This window comes from Streptomyces sp. NPDC098789, assembly GCF_044759975.1.
Taxonomy (GTDB): Bacteria; Actinomycetota; Actinomycetes; order Streptomycetales; family Streptomycetaceae; genus Streptomyces.
This window is the reverse complement of the sequence record NZ_JBIWAJ010000039.1, coordinates 1-26,619: the sequence shown is the minus strand read 5'-3', so window position 1 is coordinate 26,619 and position 26,619 is coordinate 1. Positions and strand designations below refer to the sequence as shown.

Genomic DNA, 26,619 nt, shown 5'->3' with positions numbered 1-26,619 from the left:
AACGGATACTTCCTCGGTGCGGACATCGTCCGGGTTCCTCTCACGAGACCCATCTGACCCCCTGCCACCACTTCCCGCATCTCGGGGGAACCTCACACCCACCGACTACACAGCGTGTGCGGCTACCAGAGCCCGATCGACTACGAGAACGACCACCGGACCAACTCCGCCTTGGAGCTGGCCGCTTAGAAGATCTCCACACTCCGAGGGGATTGACACTCGCCGGCCTGCCCCGTACCCGCGCCACCACCCTGGCCGCGGCCCGTGCCCTTTACGGCGACGAACCCGCACCTGACGCCGGGTCCGCCGGAGCGGAGCCGGGTCGGTGGCTCACCCTGTCGTCCCTGGACCGGCTCGTCTCCTACGACAGCCCCAGCCCGTGCACCGGCCCCTGCACGCCCGGCCTGATCGACTGGAGACAACGGCCCGCCCCCGAGCCCCTCACCACAGCAGAAGCCGCCCACGCCGTCCGCCGCATCCACACCGCCACCGCCCACCCGCGACTGGCCGCGGCCCTGGCCGCCACCCTGTTCACCGGCGCCTCCTTCCAACAGCTGATCACCGCCCGCAGCGACGACTTCCACGACACCCCAGCGCTCCTCGCCCTCCACGACCGGACCCGTTTCACCGACGGCTGCGCCACCCACCCCGTCCCCGCCTGGGCCGCCGGCTTCCTGCGCGCGGCCACCTCCTTCGCCCGCCTCACCGGCGCCGCGAATCTGCTGGCCGAGCCGCCAGAGCGCCCTGCCCTGCTGCGGCTGGCCGAGACCGCCAGGCTCCGACCGCCCCAGCCGCCCGGCACCCACCGTGCCGGCAGGCCCGCCAAGGTGGTGTGGGACTGGCGGGAGACACAGGAAGCACGCGGGTAGCGGCCGGCACCGGACGGCCTGCTGAGCATCTGGACCTCGCCCTTGGCCTACTGGAGGGCGAACTCGATGAAGTCGATGTCCCGAAGGGCGACATGGAGACCGTGGGCGCGCGTGCCGGCGGCACGGAAGTAGAGGTGTCCCAGAGCCCGGCCGATGACCAGTTCGTGCTGCTCCTCGCTGGCGCCCGCGTCCAGGGCGGCAAAGATCTGCCGCGTCACCGCTGGGTCCAGGCGCCCCGTGACGCGCCGCATGCGCGCATCGTCGGAGCTCCCGGAACCGGCCTTGAACCCGAACCGGGCGCGGGTGTGGACGACCACACCGCCTTCCTCGGCCGCAGCCCGTCGGCGGGCACGGACCAGCGGCTGCCAGCGGGCCCGCACGAGCTCGGCGATCTTCTGCTCGTGGCGGGCGCTCGGACGCCCCTGGCTGTCCGGTTTACGTGTCACCCATCGCTGGACAGTCCTCTGGGACACCCCCAGGACGGCGGCGACCCGCCGTGTGGAGCCCCGCTCCCACCGCAGCAGTGCCTGCAGCTGATCCGCCGTCGTCGCAGGCACTGGACGGGTGTGCAAGAGCCGCTCCTGCCCTTCACCTATGGCCCGCACCATCCCACCAGCCCTTCGACAACAGTGCATCCCAAGCCCAGCAGGTCCACCCTGGCCATCACCCCGCGACGGCGGGTGATGTCCGGCATACGGCGGACGCCGGCATCCCCACTGCGGTAGAGGCGCCCCGACTCCTGCTCGCAGGGCCCGCATCAGCGTTGCGCTTGCTGACATGAAGGTGGTTCCTGGCCTTGCTGTACTGACACGGGGTGGCGTTTGGCCTTGTCGGGCGCTGTCACGAAACCGGTGCTTCGCACCACACCTCCCGCCTCCTGAGGTGTTCGATCCCCACGGCGCTACTCGCGCACGCGCCCAGGAGCGGGTGGTAGAGGCCGTCCACCTGAACGGATCATTCGGATGGGTTCGGGCCCGGCGTGCCCCGCGTTCGGATTAGGGTCGGTGGTAGTCCGCGCCGACATGGGTGCGCGGGTGAGGCCCGGTGCCCAGAGCGCTCTGGGGCAGTACGACCGGACCGCCCACCGGCCCCCGCCACTCCCCGTTCCGGAGCGGCGAGGGCCGCGCGGTGTCCCCGCGCGCCGGAGGCGTACCGCGGTGTGGTCTACGCCCAGCTCATTCCGAGTGCCCGGAGCGCGGCGCGTTGTTCGGCGTCGAGGTTGTCGCGCCGGCTTTTGGCGTTGGAGATCCACACGCCGAGCTTCACGACCACCGGCTCCGCTTCGCCGTCGACTGTGATCTCCTCGCCGTGGTTGCGGGGGACGGGCCGGTGGGCGCCTTCTCGTTCGACCCATTGCGTGAGGGCTGTCAGGCCCCGTTGGAACGCCTGCTGTGCTTTGCCCGCCCCCTTCGTTTCCCGAGCGCTCGCCGGGGCCGGTGGCGGCGCCTGGTCGGGTTCTACACCGATCGCGGTCAGCCGTTTCTGCTGCTCGGGCAGCAGCCGCGCCCAGATAGCCGGTTGCTTCTGCTGCTGGAGCCAGCGTCCGATGTCGTCGCTGTCCATCAGCACGCCCGGGGCGATGTCAGGCAACTGCCCGTCGGCGTCGACCAGGTCCGCCAAGACGCGCTGCTGGCGCTGCCAGTCCAGCGGCCAGGGGCAGTTCCAGTCCTTGTCGATCGAGGTGAGTTGTGCGGCCCGGGTCGTGGCGGTGTCTTGGTTCTTTCCGAGGCCGTTCTTGGTGCCCGTGCGGCGGAGGTTGGCGATGTACTGCCCGATCGCGAGCTGCCCGTCGTCGCCGGCGCCTTCGCCCCAGATGGCGTCTTGCCGTGGCGCGAGGTGCCCGGTGGCGCGCCGGTAGGAGCGCAGGACGGCGAGCTTGGTCTCCCAGGCTTCTTCGCCGGGTTCCCAGACCATCCCGGCTTCCGGCGCGTCCAGCAGGGTCTTGCGGCGCTTCTCCAGTTCCCCGGCTCGCAGGGCCTTGCGCTGCTGGTGCACCCACCGCCCGAGCGGGAAGTCCTTGGTGATTCCGACCTCGGTCTCGGTGTCGTACGGGACGGCGTACAGGCTGGCGACCCCGTTCTCCGCCCGCCACTGCAGCAGTGCCTGGTAGCCCTCCAGCCACACGAGCGACTCGGGTCGGTAGACGCGGGTGCGGAGGAACGCGGCGATGGTGGCGGGGTCGCGGGGGCTGGAGAAGTGCAGCAGCGCCGACTCCGCGGCCGCGTCGACGCCGTCCTGCTCCTGGTCCTCGCCGTCACCCGCGCCGCCAGCCCTGACGATGCGCCCGTCCTGGTTGCGTCGGAGGTGGACGTGGCGCTGGCCGCTGGTCAGGGCGCGGGAGGCGAGCTGCTCGACGAGGCGCTCGTCGTGACTGCGCAGGCCCTGGAGTACGGCAACGAGAGGTCGGAAGCTCGCGGAGGCCACCATGTCGGTGGGCTTCTCGCCGGGCTCGAGGAACACGGGCACGATGATCCGGGCGATCTTGGTGGAGCCGTCCTTGTTGAGGCGGAGGGCGCGGCCGATGTTCTGGACGATCTCGACTTGGGAGCCGCGGGTGTCGGCGAAGCAGATCGCCTCCACGCCCCGTTCGCCGGTGATGTCGACGCCTTCGCCGAGGACGCGTACGGAGGCGAGGAACGCCCGGTGCACGCGCTGGTTGTCGGCGTTGATGCCGTTGGCGAACTGGCGCAGGACTTCGCGCCGCTCGGTGACGAGGTGGTCCCCGCACAGCCACGCCGACCACACCCGGTCCGGCGGGACGTGGCGGCCGGTCTCCAGCTCGTAGAACTCCGCCGCGATCGAGGACGTCGGCAGCTTGGCCGCGGCCGTCAGGTCAGCGTCGGAGGCGTCGGTGGTGTAGAGCTCGGTGGCGGTCTCGGGCAGCTTCTCGGCGAAGGCGGCGGCTTCCTCGACCTTGTGGTGGAAGGTCATGACGGTGCGGAGGTTGTGGGCGGCGGCGTGTTCCAGGAGCGCGGCCTGGAGCAGTGCCAAGCGCCGGCCCCGCGACGCGTCCTCGGATTCGCCGAGGGTGGGGGAGGGGTCGCGGATCTCCAGGACGTCGATCTCGAACCCGGCGAGGATCCCCCGCTCGATCGCCTCGGACAGCCCGAGCTCGGCGAGCCACGCCCCGTAGGTGCCGTCCGGGTCGTCGGCCATGCTCGCGATCTCCAGCTCCTGCCCGTCCGCGTCCTTCTGCGGCCGGGCCGCGGCCAGGATCCGCGGCGTCGCGGTCAGGTACAGGCGGAAGTCGGCGGGGATCCGTTCGTTGTCGTGGATCGCGGCCCACGGGCGGCCAAGATCCCCCGCCGTTCCGTGGGCCTCGTCCACGATCGCGAGGTCGAACGGGGCCATTTTCTGGCCGTAGAGCCGTTCCCCGCCCGCGAGGGCGGCTTCGAGGGGTCCGCGGACCTTCTCTTGGTGGAGGTCTTCGCGGTCGACGAGGGAGGCGTACGTGGCGAAGACGACGACGGGCCCGGTCCCGGCCCACAGGCACAGCTGGATCGGGTTCGTGGTGGTGCGCACCCCCAGCGAGGCGAGCACCGGGTCGTTCTCCAGCGAGCACACGGCGACCATCGCCGCGTTGTGGCCGACCTCGCGCCAGGCCTGCGCGGTCTGCGCGAGCAGGTCCAGGGTCGGCACGGTGACCAGGATCCGCCCGTCGGGGAAGGACTCCAGCGCGCACGCCGCGGCGGTGATGGTCTTCCCGGAGCCCGTCGCGGACACGATCGTTGCCCGGGCCCCTCGCTCAGGGACCGACTTGCGTGCAGGGAATCCAACCCACTTTCGGAAACTCGACTTCTGGTCGACCTGGTGCTCCCTGAGCTGAATCACAGACATTCCCCTCCCTACCCGATCTCTCTTGTCAGTGTTTTCCAGAAGGCCGTGGATATTCATCGGGATGGTGAGAACGGCGGGACGGACAGCGTGCCGTCCTTGCCCACCACGACCCGTTCGGCGAGCTGGGCGAGGACCTCGGCGGGCTGGAGGCCGGCCCGGTCGGCTGCTGCTCGGATCAGCCGGCCCGCGCGCGCGGACACCCACAGCTCCGTCCGCAGCCCATCCCGTTCGTCGTGCCGCCGCGCGAGGTGCGCGGCGTGCGCGGACAACGTGGCCTGACGCTGTTGACCGCGCTCCTGCGCCCACTGGGAGCTCTGGAGGTCGAGCTCGGGTTCGTAGCGACTCCAACCGCTCTGTGTCATCAGGTCTCTGACGCGCTGCCACTCCATGTGCTTCGCGGCCCAGATGTCGGCCAGCCGCTCCGGCTCCGTCTCGTACTCGCAGAAGGTGTCGCCGAGCAGGGCCTGCTTGGAGGTCTCCCGCTCCCTGACCGCCGCCTCCGCGACCCGCTCCGCAACCACCGCAGCGGTCAGAGCGTTCCCCTGCCGGCGCACCGAATCGCGCGCCACGTCGTCAGTACTCCACATGCCCATCCGTCCCTTGACTTTTCAGACAGCCGCGTGCGGAGCGCAGGCCGCACCGCGGTCGTTCCAGATCGCGGGGCCTGCCGCGTGCCAGCCGCCGGGCTCCCCGTCCTTGAACGGCGGCTCGTCGTCCGGGTCGTAGTGCCCGGCCTGGAGCGTGCAGACGACGACGTCCCCATCACCGTCGACCGTCCGTGCGGTGCACAGCCCGCCAGCGTCGCCCAGAGCCTCCAGGGCCCGGCGCCGCGCCGTGGTGTTCGGCCGGGTATCCGGTAGCACGACGTCCCGGACGAACCGCTCCAGCCGCACCACATCAGCCCGCTCGCGCCGCCGCACGTCCGCGAGACGCACCACCAGCTCACCGGCACCGGCAGAACGGCCACCACGCTGCGCCCAGCCCTGATCCGCGATCGAGACCAAGGCCTCGCTCACCGCGGCCACGCCCTCATCCCAGCCATCCGAGAACACCGCACCCCGCGCGGCCGGAGCCATACCTTCGAGCTCGACCACCCCGGACCGCGCCCCTGCCACCGCCCCCGCCTCCACCGCGGCCACCAGGTCGTCCGCCTCGGCCCCAGCCACTCCCTGGGCGGCCAGCAGCGCGAACAGCCGCAGCCGCGCGTTGGTACCCGCTGCCTGGTACTGACTCACCCGGCGCCCGGCGACGTAATTATTACGCAGGTGGTCCGGACGGTTTACCTCACCGACGGCCGTGTCGTCGAGGTAGCCGTGAAGATCGCCGGAGGGTCCACAATTCTCCGATGGGCAACTTCCCTTATCAGGGAAGCAAATACGAGCAGCGCCGAATAGCGATAGATAACCTCAGAGATGGGGACTTAATTTCTTCGCTTCAATCTGTAAACAGAAAAGCGGGCCCTAGGCGGGCCCGCTTTCCCTCTCCGTCTCGGGCGGCAACCCGAGGACGGAGCGAGCACTTCAACGCAAGGAAGTAGCACTAGTGAGAGTACGTGGAACGACGCACAAAGCACCACATGGCCCTCGTCACGGCACCGGCAGGTTCACCCGCGGAGCGGTCCGGCGCGTGGCCACGATGGGGATGGTCCTGTGATCCAGAACAGGGTCTGGACGCGCACGGGTGTCCCGCAGCCGTTGGCCGTCACCGCACAGCAGGCCCCGGCCGGGGACGAGCGGTTGTCCCTCACCGCGCTCGGCGCCTACGTCCGAATCTGCCTGATGCCTGACGGCACGCAGTTCAATGCGCAGTCGCTCGCGGCCGGGGAGGACCACAATCAGGCGGAGCTCCTGGCGGCGCTGGCTGACCTGGAGTCGTACGGCTACCTCATGGGGGTGGCGCGATGAGCCTGGAAGCGATGGTCTGGGTCCTGAGCGGTGATGCTCCGGTCTCGGACGTGAACGAGTACGCGGTGCTCGGCGCGATGGCCGACAAGGCGGACTCGGACGGGTGCGGCAGCTGGCTGGCGAAGGAAACGATCGCCACGCGCGTCCACGTCTCCGAGGAGACCGTGAAGCGGTGCTGGCGCAACATGCTGCGCCGGGGCCTGATCGCGAAGGGTGACCAGGCGCTTGTCCGGCACTACCGGGCCGACCGGCGTCCTGTGGTTTATGACCTCTTGATCCCCTACGGCTGGTTCAGCAACGTCGACCGCGTGAACGCCGAGCGGTCCCGGCTCGGACGTGACCCCCTGACGCCCCAGGACCGGCCGGACATCGCGCCGGCTCCGGTGAAGCCCGGAAGAGCCGACAAGGGCAAACCGCGCCCGAAGCAGGCTGGCGATGGTGAGGGAACGAACCCACGGGGGAACTCTGAGACCCCCCGTGGCGTGACCCTCGCGGAGCCCGACGGGGGAACTACAAGTCGTCCACGGGGGAACTTGTAGTTCCCCAATACAGTCCTTGTACTCAGTCCAAAAACCCGAAAGACGAAGCGCCTGCGGCGCGAGCCGCTGGTGACGCCCGTAGGGCTAGTGCAGGTAGCAGCGCGTACGGGCGCGATGGCGGCTTCGCCGCGTCCGACGGCGCTGGCGCGCCGCAGCGGGGTTCGCGGCCGGGGAGGGACGGCAAAGCTGGGGCGCTGCGGTTGTCGGCCGAGCAGGCCTCGGCGGTGGCTACGGTGGAGGCTTCCTGGCCCGCGGCTCTGGCGGCGTTGTTGCCGAAGTTCCGGCCGGAGGAGATCACCCGGGCGGTCCTGGCGGCGCTGGACGGCGGGCGGACGGCGGAGCAGGTGGCAGAGCGGGTGCGACGCCGGTGGTGGGAGCACGGCTACGCCATGGACGCGGCCGAGGGCGGCAAGGGCATCGGCTCTGCGGTCGGGGTCGCGGTCGGCTTGGTGCGCCCGTCCACGGACTGCCCGGACCCGATGTGCGAGGACGGGGCGCGGATCCACATTGGGCCCCGGGATGTCTGCCCGAAGTGCGAGGAGCGGCGGGCCGCGCGTCGTGCCGACCGACGTCAGGGCGTGGTGCCCGGGCCTCGCGGTAATGCGGGGGCGGGGCCGGTGTGGTGGCACTGTGCGGGCGTTGATGCCGGGGGCCGGGAGTGTGCCAGTGGGAAGGGGACAAGGCCGGCCGATGGCCTGTGCTGGGCCTGCCACGACCAGGCCGAGGCCGCGACCATCGAGCTGGCCACGGCGTCGCTGCGGGCCCAGGCCGATGCCGACACCGAGGCGCAGCGGCTGCGGGAGACGATCCGCTGGGAGCGGATGCTGGAAGACGCCTACGAGGAGCATGGTGAGCGCGAGCAGTCGCACGCCGAACGCGCCGAGCGGGACCGGCGCCGTGCCGAGCAGGCGGAGGAGACTCGGCTGTTGCGTGAACAGCTCGCCCGGGAGCACCCCGAACTTGCCGCCTACGCCCAGCAATCACAGGATCAGCCAGCAGCCCCGTTTTAGCCTCTGGGCGCCCCTCTGGGCGCCCCTCTGGGCGCCGTATGGGCAAGATCGGCCCCCGTGGTTGGGCCGGGTCCTGATAGGCGCTCAGCGGGACGTACGGGGCTTCGGGTTGATGTGGTCGTGACCCGTCGGCGGTCCGTCGGGATGTGGCACTGATGTGCCGGGACGTGGTTCTTGATGCTGCGCGATGCGTCGGCGACGGGTTTGGTGATGTGGCGTCACATCATCCGCTGCCGCATCGTGAGCTGCGGTGACGCATCAACCGCATCGTTTCGGGCCCCGGGGTTTGGGCCCGATTGGCGCTCGCACTGCGTCGGTGGCGGCCTGTCGGGGCTTGCCCGCGACCTACCGGGGCTTGCCCACAGCTTGCCCGCGGCCTGTCGGGAGGCTTGCCCGCTTACCGCGTCCGGTTGGTCGGCTGGCAAGCCGTGAGCTGCGATGACAAGCCAGGTAAGCCGTTTCGGGACCCCGGGGTTCGGGCCGGTTCGGCGCCCGGACGGGCGGGTTCGGGGTGGCCAGGGCGTGCACACGTGCACGTGCACGTGTGCACGTGAGGCGGAGCGGTTGTCCGCCGGGACCCGGGGCGGGTGCTGGCGGGCGGGTTCGACCGTGTGGTGGGGCCAGTTCGATCCGTTGCTCACCGCGGGGTGGCCTGTGCCACGGTGGTGGTGTGCAGGCTCACGAGATCCCGGACGTCGCGCCGTTGTGCGCGGTCCTGTGGGGGATCTGCCCCGACCACGGACCGACCCTGACCTCGACCGGCGGGCGATCATGGTGTGTTTTCCCGGAGTGCGGTCGCCGCTGGTCGTATGACCGGCTCGGTCATACGTGCGCCGAGCTGGCCACGCACCGGATCAGCGACCGGGCGGGCGACTCCGCCACCGCCACCGCCTGCGCAGTGCATGCTGCCGAGGCCACTCAACAGATCGACGGGGCCGTCGTAGAGCCGCTGCGCTGACTCGGTGAAGTTCCCCATGGTGAACTTCACCGGCCCCGGTCACTGCTCGGTGGCCGGCCCTGTTCCGAGGGTGCGGCGGCCGGCTGACCGACCCGGCCGCGCGGCGGTCACGGCGCTGGCCGCGGTCAGCGTGGCGGGGTCGGCGGCGAGGCGGGCGCGCGGCGCGGGCGGGATGTCTCGCGGGCGGGACGCTCCGGTCGGGCCGGCGCCGAGTTGGCGGCGATCGGTACTCACCCGAGCATTCTCCCCGCCGTTCATGGTCGTCACCGCCCCGGACCCGGTGAACCTGGGGCCCAACGCGCGCGCGTAACGCGCGCGCGAGGCGGCCCGGGGCGCAGGGCGACCGGCAGTCGCCAGTAAGCGAAATGACGTTGAGTAACTTCCCTCCTTCCCTCCTTCCCTCCTTCCCCGGTGAAGTGGCGCGATCTGCCGCTTGGGGCCGGTGGATCGGCTCTTTTCGTCGGGAAGGAAGTCGGGAAGGAACTCACGGAGCGTCACATTGTGGCGGGCGTCGCGACTGGCCCGGCACCCGCTATACCCCGGTTTGTGCCCGCCACCGGTGCCCGCACAAGGCCCGCACACGGTCCGCTCAGTGTCCGCACGCGCCCGCTCAGGAGTCGCCACCGTGCGGGCTCTGTGCGGTCTCTGTGCGGGCCTTGTGCGGGCACCGGTGGCGGGGTCTGGTGCCCAGCAGGCGCTGGTCGACGCTCGCCGGATCACGGGTCCGTGCTGCTGGCGGACCGTACCGGTCGGGTTGGTGCAGAACCGGTTCGCCGCGCGCTCGTTGAAGTGCGTGGGATGCACGCCGCTCCGGGATGTCTGTTCCGTTCCTCCTGGGGTCCCGGGGCGGGCCCAGGTCCTGACGCTGACGCGTCCGCCCCCACCCTGATCTGCGATGTGGGGGTGGTGGCGCCGGGAGCGACGGCGTCAGCGTCAGCGTCAGGACCAGTCACACCGGCCGGTGAGCCGGTGTCACATACGCCGCGAGTCACACGGTGTTCACCGTCAGGAGCAGGCGTTCCCCCGCCCCTTGTCTGGTGTCACACCGGTGGTGTGACACGACCGGTGAGTTCGCCCCCGGGGTTCACCGGTGACCTCCCCGGCCCAGGTCAGCCGCGCGGCCGGTGGGCAAGCCTGGGCGCTCCTGGGTAAGTCGGGCTTGCCCACCGTCACAGAGCCTGCGGTACTCCCTGCTGTTCTCCCTGGTGTTCCCCCTGCGGTAACTGTTCGCATGTTCTCGCATGTTTTCGCAGGTCAGAGCATGTTTTCTATGTTCACCGCTGCCTCGGCACCTCTTTATGTCCCTGATCATGGGAGGTAGAAGGTGAGATGGGCGGCGGGAGGGGCGAGGTTGTGGGCGGGACGAAGGCACGGAAGTACGGGTCGACGGACAAGACGAGGAGTCAGGTGCTGGAGGCGTTGGGGGTGGTGAAGATTGCGACGGCGGGGCAGATCAGGTTGTTGATGTGTCCGGGGACTGCGGATGCGGCGACGGTGCGGGGTGGTTGCAAGGATCTGGAGGCGGAGGGGTTGGTGATCTCGGCGGGGCGGTCGGTCGGGGTGAACACGGCGGGGAACCGGGTGAGCGAGAAGCTCTGGTCGTTGACCCCGGCCGGGCTGGACGCGGCGGCCGTCGTCCTCGACCGCGTCGCGCGCGAGATGGGCGGCACCGCGAAAGCCGCCGCGGCGTCCGGCGCGAAGCACGCGCTGCGGGTGACCGACACGCTCGGCGCGTTCCTCCAGACCCCGCCCGAGCCGACCGCGCCTGTCCTGCGCAAGGGCGCGATCCCGCGCCCGGCGCCGGCCCTGGCGGAGCGCCCGCCGGGGCTGGGGCCGATCGCGGCCTGGTCCACGGAGGTGAGCCTGCCGGTGACGGGTTCGTTCGCGGCGCCCGGCCGCGGCAGCGTCCGTGCGGACATGGTGTTCGTCTCCCCGGGCGCCCCGGTGCCGCTGTTGTTCGTGGAGGTGGACAACGGGACGGAGGGGCCGCCGATCGTCGCGCGGAAGATCGGCCAGTACCGGCGCTTCTTCCGCCGGACCGTGTCCCAGGGCGGGCGCGACGTCGTGCTGTGGCGCACGCTCTGGAGCGCCCCGGAGCAGCCGGCCCACCCGCCGCTCGCCCTCGTGTTCACCCGGCAGATGGACCCGGCCGCGATGGAGACCCGGATGCGGGAGGTCGCCGCGCTCTCCGAGCCGGCCTGGAAGGGGCAGTGGCAGAAGGCGTTCGACAGCTACGGCGGCGCGCACGTCCGGGACGGCTACCGCGAGTACGCGGGCACGGTGCCGGTCATCGTCACCGTCCTCGACCTCCTGGAGCGCCGCGGCCCCCACGGCGAGGTCTGGTGGCGCTACGGCCGGGAGGGCTGGCAGACCCTCGCCGACGCCCTGGATACCCCGGACGACTACCGGGCGTACCGCGTCCGCGAGGACCAGCGCCGGCTGATCGCGGACGCCGCGCGCGAGCAGGAGAAGCGGGAGGCGGAGCGGCAGCGCCAGCGTCGGGAAGCCGCGGCGTGGCCGTGCCCGGAGTGCGGGCGCAAGGTCTACCCCGGCGGGATGAACGACGACTGGAGCGAGGCGGCCGTGGTGCGGGGCGGGTTGTGCAGCATCTGCCAGTCCCGCGCCGACAGCGCCGCGCGGGAGGCCCTCGTGCTCGCCCAGGAGCGGGCGGAACTGGAGGAACAGGCCCGGCTGAACGGGCCGTTCGGATTCCTCCGCCGTCCCCGCCCCCCGCACTAGGCTTTGATCTAGTCCGCGCCGACATGGGCGCGCGGGTCAGGAACGCTGCCCAGCGCGCTCTGGGGCAGTACGACCGGACCGTCCGGCCCCGATCCCGCTCGTGGATCGGGGCCGCGTCCCGTTCTGGGCAAAGGGCCAGGTTTCCAAACGGTTTGGAAAGCCTGGGTCCCTGGTGGCCGCCGGTGCTCGCCTGGAGGATGACCGTGGTTCTCGGCGCGCAGAGCGCGCCCAGGTGGGGGCTTGCGGGGCTAACCCCGCCGTGCCGCACTCTGCTGCCCGGGCCGGTGCCCGAGACGTAAGCAGTCCGGCCTGTCCAAGATCCACCCTCACCGCATGCCGAGTCTCGGCATGCCCTGACGAAGGGAACCGTCGTGTCCTCGCTCGCCCTGGCCGTCCTGCTGCTCCTGGTCCTCGTGACGCTGCTCCTGGCGGGCGGCGTCGGCTACGTCATCCACCGCCACCCCGCCCTCACCGCGCCGATCACGGCGGCCGGGATGGCCGTGGGCCTGGTCCTCGCCTGCGCCGGCTTGCTCGGCGCCCGCTGACGCGAGCCGGCCCGCCGGGCACGGCGCGTAGCGGTCAAGGGAGTCCCCGCCAACCACGTCAAGGGGAAACGCCCGCAGCGCCACACCCCTTGACCGCTACCTCGCGTAGCGGTCAAGGGGTCCGGCCATCGAGCCGGCTCCCTCCCGTTTGCCGGGGCGCAGCGCGCCCCGGGCCCGTTCTCGTAGCACCGCATCGCACGCCGTAGCACTCGGTGCGAGACGCCGTCTCCTGGCTCGTGTCGGTCTGTACACGACCGTGGCTGAGCCATGATTGTTTTACGTATTGCTTCCTTGCTTGGAAGCTTGCAGCTCTTGTGCTGCTTGGTGAGAGAAGGTGCTGGGTGTCTGATTCGAGTGTGAGCCCGCCGCATGTGGCGGTGGCGAACCACAAGGGTGGGGTGGGGAAGACCGGGCTGGCCCAGGGTCTGGTGACAGCCGCGGCCGAGGCCGGGCAGCGCGTCCTGGTGGTGGACATGGACTCGCAAGGCAACCTGACCAGACGGCTGCGAGCGCGGGTTCCGCAGGCGCCGGAAGAGCGTGCGCACGCCTCGCTGGCGTCGGTCCTCCAGCGGCCGGCGGTGGGTGAGGTGGAGCGGATCCTGGTTCCGTGTGGGTACGACGATCCGGTCTACAGCGAGCGGATCACGATCGCCCCGGGGCACTTGGAGCTGGAGCTGCTGGCCCTGACCGCGGGGACCGCCGCGTCGGAGAAGCGGTTGCTGCGTGCGCTGCACGGAGTGAGCGACGCGTTCGACCTGGTCGTCATCGACTGTCCGCCGCAGCTGCTGTCGCATCAGATCGACATCGCGTTCTCCGCGGCCGACGTCTTGTTGCTGCCGTGCGAGCCGGAGTACGACGCGGTGGAGTCGGCCCGCCGGATCTACGAGCGGATCGACCGCGACCGCCACACCCTCAACCCCGACCTGGCGGTCGCCGGGGTCGTGCCCAACCGAGTGCGCTCCAACCTGGTCGTCCACCAAAAGCGGCTCGGGCAGATGAGCGACATGTGGGGCCTGGCCGTGTGCCCGGTCCACGTGACCGAGCTGGTCGCCATCAAGAACCAGTCCGAGAACGCGCAGCCGCTGCGCAGCGATGGCACCGACGGTCGTAAGGCCGCTGACACCTTCCGCGACGTCTACGACTGGGCACGCCCCCGGATCGATGCAGTGATGGGGAGAGCCTGATGCCCAAGTACAACCCGGTCGACGACTCCCGCCAGCTCCCGCTCGCCCCGACCCCTCCCCCGGCCGCTACGGTTCGCCGTGAACCGCCGGTGGCCCAGGTCGCGATCACCACGACGCTGCCCGCACCGCTGCGCCGACAGCTGACGATCGCTCTGGCCGTGCACGAAGTGAAGCTCAAAGATGCCGTAGCTGAAGCCATCCAGGCATGGCTGGAGGCCCATCCTGTCAAGCTGGACTAGGGATGCAAGCATCCAAGGTTCCGAGGAAGCAAGAAAGCTTCCTTGGAACCTTGGCCGTGAGGAAGGACCCTGATGGGCATCGTGGGAGACGGCCTGGACAAGGCTGCGCAGCACGCGTTCACCCGCCCGATCCCCAAGGCCGCGGGCGCGCAGATGCGCTACCTGGTCAAGCAGGAGAAGACCACCAAGGCAGTCGCCGCGCTGCTCGGCATCTCGCAGCGCACGGTCGAGCGGTACGTGAAAGACCAGATCAAGCGCCCCAAAGCCGACCTCGCGAGCCGGCTGGAGACCGAAGTCAAGCGCCGGTGGCAGCCCCTGGTCCGCAAGCGCGCCCGCGACCGCGCCGCGAAGCAGACCGGCGCGGTGATCGAGACCCGCGCCCGGTTCGGCTTCACCGCGGCCCCCGGCACCACCGACGACGGCAGGATGCGCCGCATCACCCAGCACCTGCCACCGCAGTTCGTGGGCCGGCTGCTCGCAGCCCAGGACGCTGGAGGCAGCGAGGCGGAGCTACAGCAGATCGCGGCCCAGGGCCTCCAAGAGGTCTACTTCAAGGACGGCGGCGGCCGGGCCCAGGGTCTCCTGGTCGAGTTCACCGACATCGACTACATCGGCATCACATTCTGACTGATTTGCGTACCCCGCCTGGGAACCCTGCGGGCTTGTGTGCTCACGGGTGTTTCTACTGGTGGGGGAGCGTCCTGCTGCGACGTTTCGGGTTCCGACGTCCTCGTACGGGTGGCAGTATGCGCCTTTTTGGTTCAATTAGAGCTTTTGTTCTATTTGTTCAGGGGATGACAGTTGGGACATGTCCTCATCTGGAAGGTGAAAGATGATCAGAGGGAAAGCGCGTGCTGTGGCTATGGCCGCGGTAGTCGGCAGCGTCACTCTGCTTGGCCTTGCCCCGTCCTCCGCGCTGGCGGCGCAGCCTGGGCAGTGCCTCGGCGGCCCCAGTGATCTGGTCGACGCTCCGGGGGTGGGCGGATCGGCTGCTTTCGTGATGGGCGCGCCGGTGACCTCTGATGGCACCAAGGTGAAGTCGGTGAAGTTCAACTCGGACACTTCGCTGACGGTGGTGTCCACCGACTCCACCGCGACGCAGGTGGTGGGCGGGTGGGCTTGGGAGGGGCCGAACGGCCCAAACCCGGCTAAGAAGGGCGTTGCTAACTTCGTTACTCTTGTAACGAGGCTCGAGCCGGGCCAGGACGGGACTCCGGGCGCTGTGACCGCTACCTATCAGACGGTGTTCACGGTCACTAACCCGCTCTGCAATCCGGGCAACCTCGTGAAGCCCACCAACGTGTTCGAGATCATCGGCACCCGGACCACCACCTATACCGCCAGAGACTCTGCGACCGGCGCGGTCCTGAGGTCTCAGACTGGTGCGGACGCGGCATATCTCGCCGACCGCTGAGTGCCCTTGAGGTGCGCCGACGCCCTGCGAGCCTGTGTTGGCTCGCAGGGCGTTTCTGTCGATGGGGGCGCTGCCCAGGGCCTCCAAGAGGTTTACTTCAGGGACGGCGGCGGCCGGGCCTGGCCGTTGACAGGTGGTGTGCCCTGGTTCATGGGGGCAGGGTAGGTGGCGCCGGGTGTGGGGGTGCTCTGGGCTGGTCGTGGGGGTGGTGGCCAGCCCAGAGCAGGGGAAGGTGCTGTTCCCGGGTAGGGAACGATCTGGGCGTGCGATGGTTGCGCCCACGGAGGGGTTGCTGGCGTCGGCTCGCCGCGATGCGGCCCGAGGGTTTCCTGGCGTGGTGCGGGGGCGCGCGGGGTGTGGGGCGTGTGAAGCGATCCATGTCCCCGCGCGAGCCCCGTCCGGGGTACGGCACATTCCAGCGGCTGCCCCCCGGCGTTCACATGATCGCAGGAGGGCGGGGACGACGGTGACCGTCCGGCTTTTGGGCTCCTTGCCGACCACGGGTGGTGCGCCCGGGTGGGGCGAGACAGGCGGATAGGTCGGGTGTTCTAATCGGGTGGGTTGGGGTGGTAGCTCAGCTGGTTAGAGCAGCGGACTCATAATCCGTCGGCCGTGGGTTCGAGTCCCACTCACCCCACTACGCCAGCCAGCGGGTTGCTGTCGGTAGGGCGCCTGTGGCTGTTCAGAGGTCGCGGTGGCCGGTGTCGGCGCGCTTGCCAGGATAGGCGGGGCGCGATGTGCACTGTGATCGCCAGTGTGTTGTTGTCGAGGGCATGGGGCGGTAGCTCAGTTGGTTAGAGCTGCGGACTTTTGGTCCGCCGGTCGTGGGGTCGAGCCCCACTCGCCTCACTCTGTGTGACTGTTTGGTGGGTTTGGTGTGTTTGTGGTTTAGGTGGTGGGTTCGGGGGTGCCGTTGGCGTGGGTGGTGCGGGTGATTCCGTGGATGGCAAGGGTGTTCCAGATGTCGATGGGGGTGCGGCCGGTGCGTTCGGCGATCTGGGTGACGGGTTCGCCGTTGGTGTAGGCGGTGAGGGTGGCCTGGGTCAGGTTCCGGCGGGCTGTGTGGAGGGCTTCCTGGGCGTCGCGTAGGTTCTGGGCCGCTGTTTCCAGGGAGTCGTCGTTCTCGCTGTTCATGTCCTCACCTTCTCAGCCCCGGCTGCCGCGGCCGCCCGACTGCGTGGCCCCTTGTCCGCTGTTGTAGTCGTATCGCGTGGGCTGGCGGGTCTGGGCGGGTTGGGTATGCCGAGGGCCCTGTTGCGGATGGAGCGACAGGGCCCTCGGCGCCTCGGGGGATATGTGAGACGGCTGGTCAACGACGGTGTGGGTAGGGGGTTGTGGGTGGCGCGGATGGTGTGTTGATCTTCCGGGCCGGCGCACGTGTCCAGGGGTGTGTGTCGGCGGAGTGCGGCTGGGTATGTCCGGGGTGGGTCTCCGGGAGGGAAGAGGATCACACGTGGATCGGGTGCCGTTGTTGAGTGTGGATCAGCTGAGGGAGTGTCTGCGGGCCTGTGGTATAGAGCCGCTGGCGGATGGGCCGATGCCGCGTTCGATCGCACTGGGCGTGCTGCTGGTCCTGGTGGAGATGACTGCGGCGGCCGACACGGACCGGGTCGACCTCGAAGAGGTCCGTCACGGCTACCTCTCCTACCTCACCGGCGCCCTACGGGTCGCCGGTGTCCGCCCCGATGACGAGGAAGACGCGCTGCGCCACGTCTGGACGCAGCTGCTCGCGGCCCGGGTCAACCGCTCGCTGACGGACCTGTCCGCCACGAACAGCGATGATATGGCCGGTGTGCCTCCGGCTGTCCATCACGCGCTGAGCGCCGCGCAGACCCTGTTGTCCTCCAGCGCACAGCCCCCTGGCCAGGACCCGGAGAGCGAACTCATGGACATGCGGGCGGCCTTGCGGCACGCACGGACCGAACTTCAGACCAGTCTCCAGCGTGTCGAAGATGCCCAAGCCCTGCTCCGCGACCTGGGTATCGCCCCTTGAAGGCCCCGCAGGTGCCCGTTGCACTGTGCATCGCGCGGCACGGCAGGCATCCCAAATGTGCCTTTCTGTGACGGGGCGGTAGGCACGACCGCCTGGGCGAGGCCGAACACCCCGGCCGGTTCCACGCCCGACCGGCGGGCACGCCGCTCCACCGCGGCCCATCGCTGCCGCGCCGCTGCGACTTCCGGGAGCTCGCGCAGATCGAGGTTCTCCAAGTGCTGGTCGGCGTCCGTGTCCAGCAGCCACCGGCCGTGCTGCCCACACACCCGGTTCCAGCGCTCGGCGTAACGCACCACACGTACCGCCTGCCCGGTGCGCCGTGCCGCGCACGCCCGACAGCCGAACGCCATCGGCCCTACAACAGCGCCCGCAACGCGCCAGAGAGCTTGTGGGGCCCTTGCCGTGTCCTGCTGGGAGAGCTCGTCGTCCTCGTGCCCCCAGAACGGCAGAGCCTGCCCCATGACCTTCCCGTCCACCTTGCACAACCGGGCCAGCACGGCTTGGCCGGCTGGGTCGAGGAGTGCCTCCGCGTCCGCACGCGGTGCACCGCCAGGGTGGCGGGGCTGATGGTTCCTCCACTGCCAGTGCCCCCGCAGCGAGCCGGGTTCCTGGCCGTAACGGGCGGCGATCCGGAACATCAGCGACCAGGTCGTCTCTCCGGCCAGGGGAGCCACGCGCAATAACCCCTCAAGCGGGCCGGGCACATGGACGGCGGCCTGCGAAGTCATGCCCACCGGCTGGTCATGTCCCCTGGAGTGGTGTAACCGTGGCGGGTTGATCTTCAGAGGGGTAGATCTTGTCCATGCTGCCTTCGGGGAGGTAGCGGCGGGGGAAGGCGATCTATTCGTCGTGCATCTCGGCGAGGATGGCGGTGGTGAGGCGTTCGAGGGCGTCGGGGTTGGGGAAGATCTGGACGACGTCGATCCGGCGCTTGATCTCGCGGTTGACCCGCTCCAGGGGGTTGGTCGACTGGATTTTCTTTCAATGTCGCTCGGGGAAGTCAGCGAAGGCGGTGAGGTCGGTCTTGGCTTCCAGGAGCATCGCGCTGACCTTGGGGAATTGCCGTCCGAGGAGGTCGGCGACGGTGTCGAGCTGGGCACGGACGGCTTCGGCGGTGGGCTGGGCGAAGATCGTGCGGATGGTCGCGGCCACCGTCTCCGCTGCGTCCTTGGGGATCACCGCGAAGACGTTGCGCAGGAAATGAACGCGACACTTTTGGTAGGCGGCCCCGAGCATGACCTTGCGGACGGCCTTGACCAGGCCCGAGTGGTGGTCGGCGATGACCAGGCGGACCCCGGTCAGCCCCCGCTCGCGCAGCAAGCGCAGGAACTCGCTCCAGAACACCTCGGTCTCGCTGTCACCGACCATCAGCCCGAGGACTTCCCGGCCGCCGTCCTCGGTGATGCCGGTGGCGACGACCACGGCCTGCGAGACGATCTGGTGATTGACCCGGGCCTTGCAGTAGGTGGCGTCGAGGTAGATGTAGGGGAAGCGGGTGTGGTCCAGCGGCCGGGTGCGAAACACGCTCAGCTCGGAGTCGAGGGCGCCGCAGATCCTGGAGACCTCGGACTTGGAGATCCCGGTGTCGCTGCCCAGGGCCTTGACCAGGTCGTCCACGCCGCGGGTCGAGACGCCCTGCACGTACGCCTCCATGATGACGGCGTAGAGGGCCTGGTCGATACGGCGCCGGCGCTCCAGCAGCGAGGGGAAGAAGCTGCCGGTGCGGACCTTGGGAATCGCCAGGTCCAGGTCCCCGGCCTGCGTGGTCAGGACTTTCTCCCGATGCCCGTTGCGCATCGTCGTGCGGGTCGCGCTGTGCTCACCTGGCTCGGCCCCGATGTGGGCGGTGGCCTCGGCCTCGATGAGTTCCTGCAGGAACCTCTGGGCCAGGACCCTGATCAACTCGATTCCGTCCGCCGTACGCAGTGACTCCATCAGGCGGAGTAAGTCATGCTGGGACAAGGCCATCGCGTCACCTCTCTCAACGAGCCTCTCTACTCGCAGAGTTGCGCGATGGCCGCCCCATGACCAGGGCCTACGCGAAGATCGCTGTTACACCACCCGGCGGGACACCATCCAGGCAAGGGGACGGCAGTCCGGATGGCCCACCAGATGGAAGTGCGCGGCGCCCTGCGCGCCGCTTCCGGAGTCCGGGGCGGTTCAAAGGGCTGGTGAACCCGGTGAATAGACCTCCAGGTCACGTGCGGCGGGCGACGGCAGCGAACACGGTCACCGAGCAGTGCAGGGTTTTGTCCGCGGCCGCTCTGGCGAGGCCGTTCATCAGATCCTGGATCTGTACGGTGGTGGCCAAGCCCAGTTCGACGGCACGCCCGGCGTGCCGGCGCAGGCTCTCCCACCGCACATCGCGATGGGTGCGCAGCGTTGCCTGTGAGCCCATGGCGGTCACCTCCAGCCCTGCCCCGGTGAGCCGGCCGGCGAGGTTGCGGCCCTCGTAGGGGCTGGCGACGCGAGCGGCAGCCCCCCTGGCCAGGGCGCGGACGGTGTCCGGGTCGCCGGGGGACAGGACCAGGGTCGCCCAGTCGGTGTCGAGCAGCGCAACCCGGCCCCCAGGGCGCAGGACGCGGCTGATCTCGGCAACGGCACGGCCCGGCTCATCCAGATGCTGCAGGACACGCTCGCACCACACCACGTCCGTGCTCCGCGAGGAGAAGGGCAGGGCCAGGGCATCACCCGCGACGAACCGGGCACGGCTGGCGGCCTGCTCGGCCCGGCGCACGGCGATCGCGCGCAGCCCATGGTGGGGTTCCACCCCCACGGCCTGGCCGGTGGACCCGGTACAGAGGGCCAGCTGCTGCGTCCAGGCCCCGTTCCCGCAGCCCACATCGACGGCGGTCCCGCCCGGCCGGATGTCCAACACGCCGCGTGTCCAGGCGCGCAGGCGCCGGATGCCGGTGGAGGCAGCGCTCTCCTCCAGGACCCGGTCCAGGTCGTCGGCCGCGACCGCGGGGCCGGTGGTGCGCAGGCGAAACGGTGATGACGACACGAGCCCACCCTAGGGGACCGGCTGGCCCCAGCCAGGGAACCCGGCTGATGTGCCCACACAGCAGCACCCCGGCCCCTCCGCGCCGCCGCCCCGGAACCGGGAGGAGGGACCCGGCCGGCCCGGACCGGCGGGCCCGCTCCCCTGCTCCTGCCGGGGGAAGCGGGCCTCTTCTCCCAGCCGTCCGGGGAGAAGAGAGCGTTCACAGGTCGGCGCACAAGACCGAGCCGGCCGCCCGGGCGCTGTCGGGGCCGAGGGCGGCCAGGAGCAGGCGGGCGACGGCCGGGCCGTAGGGCATCCCCATGTGGCCGGTGCGGGCGCGGGAGCAGTGAGCTCTCCAGGGCTGATTCAAAGTCTCGGTGGTCCTATGAACCCGCAGGTCACAGCAGTGTGACGGCTCATCGGAACATTCTCCCGGCATGCAACGAAGCTCCGACGATCAAGGTGACCTCCCAGTCGCCCGAACCGCCGGAGCTTCGATGTGCCGTCAGTCTGTCATGCCTTGTCTGGCCAAGTCGCCGACCCCTGCTCAGCGTTCGCTGCCGGACCTCGCTGCGAGGCTCGCGGTCCTGCCCGACCCTCGTGACCGCCGAGGCCGGCGGCACAGCCTGGTGTCGGTGCTGCTGACCGCGTGTGCGGCGGTGCTCACCGGCGCGAAGTCGTTCACCGCCGTCGGCCAGTGGGCCGCCGCCGCGCCTCAGGACGCCCTGGCACGGCTCGGTGCCCGCACGGCCACCGCCTTCAGCATCCGGATACCGCCGTCCACCGCGACCCTGCGCCGCGTGATCAATATTGTGTGTCCCGGCGGGCTCGCGGACCTGCTCGGTGCCACCCCGGCCGGCCCTACGACCGTGGCGGTCGACGGCAAGACCGCCCGAGGCTCGCGCACCGACACCGGTACTGCCGTGCATCTTCTCTCCGCGCTGTCCGGCGACGGGCAGGTGATCTCCCAGCTCCCGGTCCCGGACAAGACCACCGAGGTCACCGCGTTCGCCCCGCTGCTGGACCCCTTCGACCTGACCGGCGCGGTCATCACCGCGGACGCTCTGCACACCACCCGCGACCAGGCCCGGTACATCGTCCAGGACAAGAGGGCGCACTACTTCCTGGTGGTCAAGGCCAACCAGCCGACGCTGCGGGCGGTACTGAAATCACTGCCCTGGAAGCAGTGCCGCGAGGTCTCCTACGACCGCACCCGCGGCCACGGACGCAAAGAGACCCGATCGGTGCGGGCACTGACCATCACCGACCTCGATCTGGGCTACCCGTTCGCGGTCCAGGCCGTGAAACTACTCCGGCACCGCACCGACCTCAAGACCGGGAAGGTCACCCGCCAGACGGTCTACGCGGTCACCGACATGCCCTCCCACCAGGCCCGCCCCACCTGCCTCAACAAGATCGCCAGATCCCAGTGGGGCATCGAGGCCGTCCACCACATCAGGGACACGACGTTCGCCGAGGACGCCTCGAAGATCCGTTCCGGGCATGGGCCGGCGAACATGGCGACCATCCGGAACCTCGCCATCAACACCTTGCGCTCAGCGGGACACCGCAGTATCGCCGCCGCCCTGCGGGAGGTCTCCTACACCCCCTTCACCCACCCCCTCGACCTGCTGAAACTCCCCTGGCCTGCGACGATACCGGCACCATCAGACTTTGAATCAGCCCTGGTGAGCTCTCGCCCGGACCGCGATCGAGCTGGACGTTCTGGCCGTGCGTGGCCTCGGGTTGATCGGCTTGAATGACTCGCTGCTGCGGACCCATTTGGAGCGGGCCGGGGTGCGGGTGCTGCTGCTGGACCCGGACGCGGGAGGCCTATTCACGGGGTACCTCTCGCCGGGGCGGTGGCAGGAAGGGTGTCGCTTTCTGTTCGGGGATTCGCTGTTGAGTGAGCCTTTTCCAACCTGGCAGTGATGGAGGGCTGTTGGGGGTCAAGGGCTGTACGGAACGACGAAGCTCCTGGTAGACGGGTTCTCGACCAAGATCACCCGTGCCGCCAGGAGCTTCGCGTGCTTGTCTACCCGTCCTCGATCGATCTGTCCAGCAGCACGTTGCGGCACCTGACCCAACGGCTCGCGGTCCGGCGGCGGGAGATCGGTACGCGGTGGCGGCGGCTGCCCGCCGGCCGTCAAGCTCTGCTCGCACTGGCCCACCTGCGGTGCGGCGACACCTACGCCCAGCTTGCCGCCGGGTTCGGCATCGGCATCGCGACCGTCTACCGGTACATACGCGAGGCCATCGAGGTCCTGGCCGTGCTCGCACCGACGCTGGTCGAGGTGATGGAGACGGCCCGGGCGAAGGCCTTCGTGATCCTGGACGGCACGCTGCTGCCGATCGACAGGATCGCCGCCGATACCCCGTACTACTCGGGCAAACACAAGCGGCACGGCATGAACGTGCAGGTCCTCACGGACCCGTTCGGCCGACTACTCTGGGCATCCCCGGCCCTGCCCGGAGCCACTCACGACCTGACGGCCGCCCGAAGCCACGGGATCGTCGACGCGCTCGCCGCCGTGGGCCTGAAGTGCTGGGCGGACAAGGCGTACCAAGGCGCCGACCGCCACATCCGAGTCCCTTTCCGCGGGCGCCGACTCGAGCGGTGGAAGCGAAGGCACAACAGCAGCCACGCCAAGATCCGCTGCGTCGCAGAGCAGGCCATGGCCGTGCTGAAGGGCTGGCGCCTCCTACGGAAGCTCCGCTGCAGCACCAACCGGATCACCGACATCGTGAAGGCCGTCCTCGTCCTCCACCACGCCTCAGCATGAGGTTGGAAAAGGCTCAGTGTACGATCCTGCCTCTGGCTGACGTCCTGTGGCAGGATGGCGAGGTGACGGATCAGGGTTTTGACCCATCTGCTATGCGCAGGCAGTACCGTTCCGCGGTCTTCCGGGAGGAGGATCTAGCGGAGGATCCTATGGCGCAGTTTGCTCGCTGGTTCGGTCTGGCTGCCGTCGCGCGTGTGATTGAACCCAATGCAATGGTTGTTTCGACTGCCGATGCTGTGGGTCGTCCTAGTTCTCGCACTGTTCTGTTGAAGCGGTTTGACGAGCGGGGCTTCGTCTTCTTCACGAACTACAGTTCTCGCAAGGTGCGGGAGATCGATGTTAACCCGTATGTGTCGCTGCTGTTCCCGTGGCACTCTATGGCTCGTCAGGTCGTGGTTACCGGCTCGGCTGCCCGTATTGGCCGCGATGAGACTGCTGCTTATTTCCACTCGCGGCCGCATGGTTCTCAGCTCGGTGCTTGGGCAAGTGAACAGTCCCGGGTGATCGGCTCACGCGAGGAGCTTGATCAGCGTTACGCGGAGTTGGTCCGACGCTACCCGGAGGGTGTGCGGGTGCCGGTGCCGTCTGAGTGGGGTGGGGTGCGTGTGGTGCCCGATGCGGTGGAGTTCTGGCAGGGGCATGAGAACCGGCTGCACGACCGGCTGAAGTATGTCACTGAGGGGGAGGAGTGGCATGTTGAGCGGCTGTGCCCGTAGCAAGAAGCTGTGTCTCTATCGGTCATGAGAGCGGTGCGGTCGGAGAAGGGGTCTGTCAAACGAGCGGTGTAACTCAGGTTGTTGGAGTTACTGAAGGGCGGCGGAGAGTCGGCCGTCGAAGGTGATGTCGAAGGCGTTCAGTGCGGTCTTCCAGCGCATGGTCCAGCGGGCCTGGCCCTTGCCGGTGGGGTCGAGCGACATGATCGCCATATAGACGCACTTCAGGGCGGCCTGCTCGTTGGGGAAGTGCCCGCGGGCCTTGACCGCTCGCCGGATCCTGGCGTTGACGGACTCGATCGCGTTGGTGGTGCAGACGATGCGGCGGATCTCGGTATCGAACCGGAGGAACGGCGTGAACTCCTCCCACGCGTTCTCCCAGAGCCGCACGATCGCCGGGTACTTCTTGCCCCAGGCGTCGGCGAACTCGGCGAACCGCTCGTGCGCGGCGTCCTCGGTCGACGCTGTGTAGACGGGCTTGAGGAGCTTGGCGATCTTGTCCCAGTCCTGGCGGGCGGCATAGCGGAAGGAGTTCCGCAGCAGGTGGACCACGCAGGTCTGGACGGTGGTGCGGGGCCAGACGGTCCCGACCGCGTCGGGCAGGCCCTTGAGCCCGTCACAGACCAGCATGAGGACGTCGTTCACGCCGCGGTTCTTGATCTCGGTGAGGATGTGCATCCAGTGCTTGGCGCCCTCGCCTCCGTCGCCGGCCCATAGCCCGAGTGGCTTTGTTTACGAGTTCCAGGAACGTCTGTTGCTCAGCGTGGGGATCGCCCGGTTCCACGTGAGAGTGATGTCGTCGAGTTTCGAGAACGCTCCGGTGCTTGATTCGGGACCCTGGTTGTGCTCTGCACGACGAGGGGGCCAGGGTGCTGCCGAAGTCCAAGGTCGATCTGTACGCGGCGATCCGCCGTGATGCCAGGACCGGCATGTCGCTGCGGGCGCTCATGCGGAAGTACGGCGTCGGTTTCGAGACCGTGCAGCGGGCCATGGTGTCGGCGCTTCCCGAGCCGCGGAAGAAGATGAGCCCGCGGGAGACGCGGCTGGACACCTACAAGCCGGTGATCGACGCCATGCTGGCGGCGGATCTGACCGCGCCGCGGAAGCAGCGGCACACGGTCAAGCGGATCTTCGACCGGCTGCTGGACGAGCACGATGCAGTCGACATCTCCTACCAGATGGTCCGCGGATACGTCGCTGTCCGCCGTGAGGAGATCCGCCAGCAGGCCGGCAAAGGAGTCGTGGACGCGTTCGTCCCGCAGACCCACAAGCCAGGTGCGGAGGCAGAGGTCGACTTCGGGGACGTCACAGTGAAGCTGGCCGGCGAGCTGGTGACCTGCTACTTGTTCGCGTTCCGGTTGTCGTACTCGGGTAAGGCCGTCCACCGGATCTTCGCCTCGGCTGGGCAGGAGGCGTTCTTCGAGGGCCACGTCCACGCTCTCAACGCGCTGGGCGGGGTGCCGACCGGGAAGGTCCGCTACGACAACCTTAGGGCCGCCGTCGCCCAGGTACTGGGCCTCTCACGGCGCCGGGTGGAGGCCGAACGCTGGACTGCCTTCCGATCGCACCACAGCCTGGAAGCCTTTTACTGCCAGCCCGGTATCCGCGGCGCCCACGAGAAGGGCGGAGTCGAGGGCCAGATCGGCTGGTTCCGCCGCAACCACCTCGTCCCCGTCCCCGAAGTCGCCACACTCGCCGAGCTCAACGCGATGACCTTTCAGACAGCCGCGTGCGGAGCGCAGGCCGCACCGCGGTCGTTCCAGATCGCGGGGCCTGCCGCGTGCCAGCCGCCGGGCTCCCCGTCCTTGAACGGCGGCTCGTCGTCCGGGTCGTAGTGCCCGGCCTGGAGCGTGCAGACGACGACGTCCCCATCACCGTCGACCGTCCGTGCGGTGCACAGCCCGCCAGCGTCGCCCAGAGCCTCCAGGGCCCGGCGCCGCGCCGTGGTGTTCGGCCGGGTATCCGGTAGCACGACGTCCCGGACGAACCGCTCCAGCCGCACCACATCAGCCCGCTCGCGCCGCCGCACGTCCGCGAGACGCACCACCAGCTCACCGGCACCGGCAGAACGGCCACCACGCTGCGCCCAGCCCTGATCCGCGATCGAGACCAAGGCCTCGCTCACCGCGGCCACGCCCTCATCCCAGCCATCCGAGAACACCGCACCCCGCGCGGCCGGAGCCATACCTTCGAGCTCGACCACCCCGGACCGCGCCCCTGCCACCGCCCCCGCCTCCACCGCGGCCACCAGGTCGTCCGCCTCGGCCCCAGCCACTCCCTGGGCGGCCAGCAGCGCGAACAGCCGCAGCCGCGCGTTGGTACCCGCTGCCTGGTACTGACTCACCCGGCGCCCGGAATAGTTACTCAACGAGGACACCTTTCCGGTAGATTCGTTATGCCCAGTCATATCCTGCCGTTCCTCCCGAACACGAGCGAGATTCTATACGGTCAGAACCTGGCCTCGTCTTCTGCCAAAGGTACATCGTGCATACGGCAGATGCAGCGGCTATGCTGAAACCCGACACGAACGAGCGACACCCTTACTGTTGCTGGCCAGGCCCACGAAGTGGGCCTCAAGGAGACTGGAGGCGAAGCCGGAAGGACTCGTTGAAAGGGGTGGGGGAGCGCAGCGGACCCAGCCCGCTCGACCGCGCAGCGGTCCTGATCTCCGGCCACAAAGCACCTGCACTATGAGCCTTCGTGCGCCGCCGAAGGCCGGTGCGGAGCGCCGGGCTTTCAGCCCGCGGAGCGGGCTGTCCGAAGCGAAGCGCAGGACACCGGCCCGAAGGGCCGGCCCTGCCCCGGCGAAGCCGGGGCCCCCGAGCGCAGCGAGGGGCTCGCCCTTCGGGCGAGCGCAGCGAGCCCGTTCGTTTCCCCAGCGCGCAGCGCTGGGGGTCCCGCTCCGCGGG

At 69.4% G+C, this 26,619-nt stretch carries 24 protein-coding genes, 2 tRNA genes and 2 pseudogenes; 18 read left to right on the top strand and 10 right to left on the bottom strand.

The genetic code is table 11. The annotated features are described in order from the left end of the window. Positions 1 to 212 precede the first annotated feature (212 nt). A complete protein-coding gene (locus ACIQWR_RS40460) occupies positions 213 to 869 on the top strand; it encodes a hypothetical protein (RefSeq protein ID WP_404020876.1) in 657 nt (218 codons plus the stop codon). 47 nt (positions 870 to 916) lie between these two features. On the opposite strand, the gene tpg (ACIQWR_RS40455) is transcribed toward ACIQWR_RS40460, so the two are convergent. The 4 genes from tpg (ACIQWR_RS40455) to ACIQWR_RS40440 form a co-directional block, all read right to left on the bottom strand. Then, positions 917 to 1,477: a telomere-protecting terminal protein Tpg gene (gene tpg, locus ACIQWR_RS40455; RefSeq protein ID WP_404020874.1), complete on the bottom strand. Its 561-nt coding sequence runs from the start codon at positions 1,475 to 1,477 to the stop codon at positions 917 to 919. A gap of 556 nt (positions 1,478 to 2,033) precedes the next feature. Further along, positions 2,034 to 4,706 carry a Helicase associated domain protein gene (locus tag ACIQWR_RS40450; RefSeq protein WP_404020871.1) on the bottom strand — a complete coding sequence of 891 codons (2,673 nt, stop codon included), beginning with the start codon at positions 4,704 to 4,706 and terminating at the stop codon, positions 2,034 to 2,036. Between the two features lie 53 nt (positions 4,707 to 4,759). Then, positions 4,760 to 5,293, bottom strand: coding sequence for a hypothetical protein (locus ACIQWR_RS40445; protein ID WP_404020869.1), 534 nt, complete (start codon positions 5,291 to 5,293; stop codon positions 4,760 to 4,762). Positions 5,294 to 5,314: 21 nt separating this feature from the next. Beyond that, the gene (locus ACIQWR_RS40440; protein WP_404020866.1) at positions 5,315 to 5,941 is read right to left on the bottom strand and encodes a hypothetical protein; all 627 of its coding nucleotides are present in this window, start codon (positions 5,939 to 5,941) and stop codon (positions 5,315 to 5,317) included. A 414-nt stretch (positions 5,942 to 6,355) separates the two neighbouring features. On the opposite strand from ACIQWR_RS40440, the gene ACIQWR_RS40435 reads away from it, so the two are divergent. From ACIQWR_RS40435 to ACIQWR_RS40420, 4 genes are all read left to right on the top strand, one after another. Further along, positions 6,356 to 6,610 (top strand): hypothetical protein, encoded by a 255-nt coding sequence (locus ACIQWR_RS40435; protein WP_404020863.1) that lies wholly within the window; start codon positions 6,356 to 6,358, stop codon positions 6,608 to 6,610. Further along, positions 6,607 to 7,149, top strand: coding sequence for a hypothetical protein (locus tag ACIQWR_RS40430; protein WP_404020860.1), 543 nt, complete (start codon positions 6,607 to 6,609; stop codon positions 7,147 to 7,149). Before ACIQWR_RS40435 ends, ACIQWR_RS40430 begins: the two co-directional genes overlap by 4 nt. 200 nt (positions 7,150 to 7,349) lie before the next feature. Beyond that, positions 7,350 to 8,159, top strand: coding sequence for a hypothetical protein (locus ACIQWR_RS40425; RefSeq protein ID WP_404020857.1), 810 nt, complete (start codon positions 7,350 to 7,352; stop codon positions 8,157 to 8,159). A 670-nt stretch (positions 8,160 to 8,829) separates the two neighbouring features. After that, positions 8,830 to 9,117, top strand: a complete 288-nt coding sequence (locus tag ACIQWR_RS40420) for a hypothetical protein (protein WP_404020854.1) — start codon at positions 8,830 to 8,832, stop codon at positions 9,115 to 9,117. A gap of 39 nt (positions 9,118 to 9,156) precedes the next feature. Here ACIQWR_RS40420 and ACIQWR_RS40415 read toward each other — a convergent pair whose 3' ends face one another. Then, positions 9,157 to 9,351: a hypothetical protein gene (locus tag ACIQWR_RS40415; RefSeq protein ID WP_404020849.1), complete on the bottom strand. Its 195-nt coding sequence runs from the start codon at positions 9,349 to 9,351 to the stop codon at positions 9,157 to 9,159. Between the two features lie 1,095 nt (positions 9,352 to 10,446). On the opposite strand from ACIQWR_RS40415, the gene ACIQWR_RS40410 reads away from it, so the two are divergent. From ACIQWR_RS40410 to ACIQWR_RS40375, 8 genes are all read left to right on the top strand, one after another. Then, on the top strand, positions 10,447 to 11,856 hold the full coding sequence (locus ACIQWR_RS40410; protein ID WP_404020846.1) for a replication-relaxation family protein: 1,410 nt from the start codon (positions 10,447 to 10,449) through the stop codon (positions 11,854 to 11,856). 371 nt (positions 11,857 to 12,227) lie between these two features. Then, positions 12,228 to 12,401: a hypothetical protein gene (locus tag ACIQWR_RS40405; RefSeq protein WP_404020843.1), complete on the top strand. Its 174-nt coding sequence runs from the start codon at positions 12,228 to 12,230 to the stop codon at positions 12,399 to 12,401. A gap of 356 nt (positions 12,402 to 12,757) precedes the next feature. Further along, positions 12,758 to 13,585, top strand: a complete 828-nt coding sequence (locus tag ACIQWR_RS40400) for a ParA family protein (protein WP_404020840.1) — start codon at positions 12,758 to 12,760, stop codon at positions 13,583 to 13,585. Next, positions 13,585 to 13,824, top strand: coding sequence for a hypothetical protein (locus tag ACIQWR_RS40395; RefSeq protein WP_404020837.1), 240 nt, complete (start codon positions 13,585 to 13,587; stop codon positions 13,822 to 13,824). The genes ACIQWR_RS40400 and ACIQWR_RS40395 overlap by 1 nt, the downstream gene beginning before the upstream one ends. A gap of 72 nt (positions 13,825 to 13,896) precedes the next feature. After that, positions 13,897 to 14,451 carry a telomere-protecting terminal protein Tpg gene (tpg, locus tag ACIQWR_RS40390; protein WP_404020834.1) on the top strand — a complete coding sequence of 185 codons (555 nt, stop codon included), beginning with the start codon at positions 13,897 to 13,899 and terminating at the stop codon, positions 14,449 to 14,451. Positions 14,452 to 14,686: 235 nt separating this feature from the next. Further along, positions 14,687 to 15,238 carry a hypothetical protein gene (locus ACIQWR_RS40385; protein ID WP_404020831.1) on the top strand — a complete coding sequence of 184 codons (552 nt, stop codon included), beginning with the start codon at positions 14,687 to 14,689 and terminating at the stop codon, positions 15,236 to 15,238. Between the two features lie 563 nt (positions 15,239 to 15,801). Continuing rightward, positions 15,802 to 15,875, top strand: a tRNA-Ile gene (locus ACIQWR_RS40380). 138 nt (positions 15,876 to 16,013) lie between these two features. Further along, a tRNA-Lys gene (locus tag ACIQWR_RS40375) sits at positions 16,014 to 16,087 on the top strand. A 39-nt stretch (positions 16,088 to 16,126) separates the two neighbouring features. Here the strand turns inward: ACIQWR_RS40375 and ACIQWR_RS40370 are convergent. Beyond that, the gene (locus tag ACIQWR_RS40370) at positions 16,127 to 16,372 is read right to left on the bottom strand and encodes a hypothetical protein (protein ID WP_404020829.1); all 246 of its coding nucleotides are present in this window, start codon (positions 16,370 to 16,372) and stop codon (positions 16,127 to 16,129) included. A gap of 403 nt (positions 16,373 to 16,775) precedes the next feature. Between ACIQWR_RS40370 and ACIQWR_RS40365 the strand changes: the two genes are divergently transcribed. Next, the gene (locus tag ACIQWR_RS40365; protein ID WP_404020826.1) at positions 16,776 to 17,231 is read left to right on the top strand and encodes a hypothetical protein; all 456 of its coding nucleotides are present in this window, start codon (positions 16,776 to 16,778) and stop codon (positions 17,229 to 17,231) included. A gap of 741 nt (positions 17,232 to 17,972) precedes the next feature. Here the strand turns inward: ACIQWR_RS40365 and ACIQWR_RS40360 are convergent. Further along, positions 17,973 to 19,199 (bottom strand): annotated as a pseudogene (locus ACIQWR_RS40360) (IS256 family transposase). Between the two features lie 229 nt (positions 19,200 to 19,428). After that, positions 19,429 to 20,235, bottom strand: coding sequence for a methyltransferase domain-containing protein (locus ACIQWR_RS40355; protein WP_404020823.1), 807 nt, complete (start codon positions 20,233 to 20,235; stop codon positions 19,429 to 19,431). Between the two features lie 416 nt (positions 20,236 to 20,651). Between ACIQWR_RS40355 and ACIQWR_RS40350 the strand changes: the two genes are divergently transcribed. The 3 genes from ACIQWR_RS40350 (at position 20,652) to pdxH (ending at position 23,713) form a co-directional block, all read left to right on the top strand. Then, a complete protein-coding gene (locus ACIQWR_RS40350) occupies positions 20,652 to 21,977 on the top strand; it encodes an ISAs1 family transposase (RefSeq protein ID WP_404020820.1) in 1,326 nt (441 codons plus the stop codon). Between the two features lie 264 nt (positions 21,978 to 22,241). Next, positions 22,242 to 22,997, top strand: a complete 756-nt coding sequence (locus ACIQWR_RS40345) for a transposase family protein (protein WP_404020817.1) — start codon at positions 22,242 to 22,244, stop codon at positions 22,995 to 22,997. A gap of 92 nt (positions 22,998 to 23,089) precedes the next feature. After that, complete coding sequence (gene pdxH, locus ACIQWR_RS40340; RefSeq protein ID WP_404020879.1) at positions 23,090 to 23,713, top strand: pyridoxamine 5'-phosphate oxidase; 624 nt, start codon at positions 23,090 to 23,092, stop codon at positions 23,711 to 23,713. Positions 23,714 to 23,800: 87 nt separating this feature from the next. Here the strand turns inward: pdxH and ACIQWR_RS40335 are convergent. Next, positions 23,801 to 24,433 (bottom strand): annotated as a pseudogene (locus tag ACIQWR_RS40335) (IS256 family transposase); the annotation flags it as partial. A 146-nt stretch (positions 24,434 to 24,579) separates the two neighbouring features. Between ACIQWR_RS40335 and istA the strand changes: the two are divergent. Next, positions 24,580 to 25,545, top strand: a complete 966-nt coding sequence (gene istA / locus ACIQWR_RS40330) for an IS21 family transposase (protein ID WP_404020814.1) — start codon at positions 24,580 to 24,582, stop codon at positions 25,543 to 25,545. Here istA and ACIQWR_RS40325 read toward each other — a convergent pair. Continuing rightward, entirely contained in the window at positions 25,428 to 26,087 is a 660-nt protein-coding gene (locus ACIQWR_RS40325) for a hypothetical protein (RefSeq protein ID WP_404020812.1), read from the bottom strand. The genes istA and ACIQWR_RS40325 overlap by 118 nt on opposite strands. Between the last annotated feature and the right edge of the window lie 532 nt (positions 26,088 to 26,619).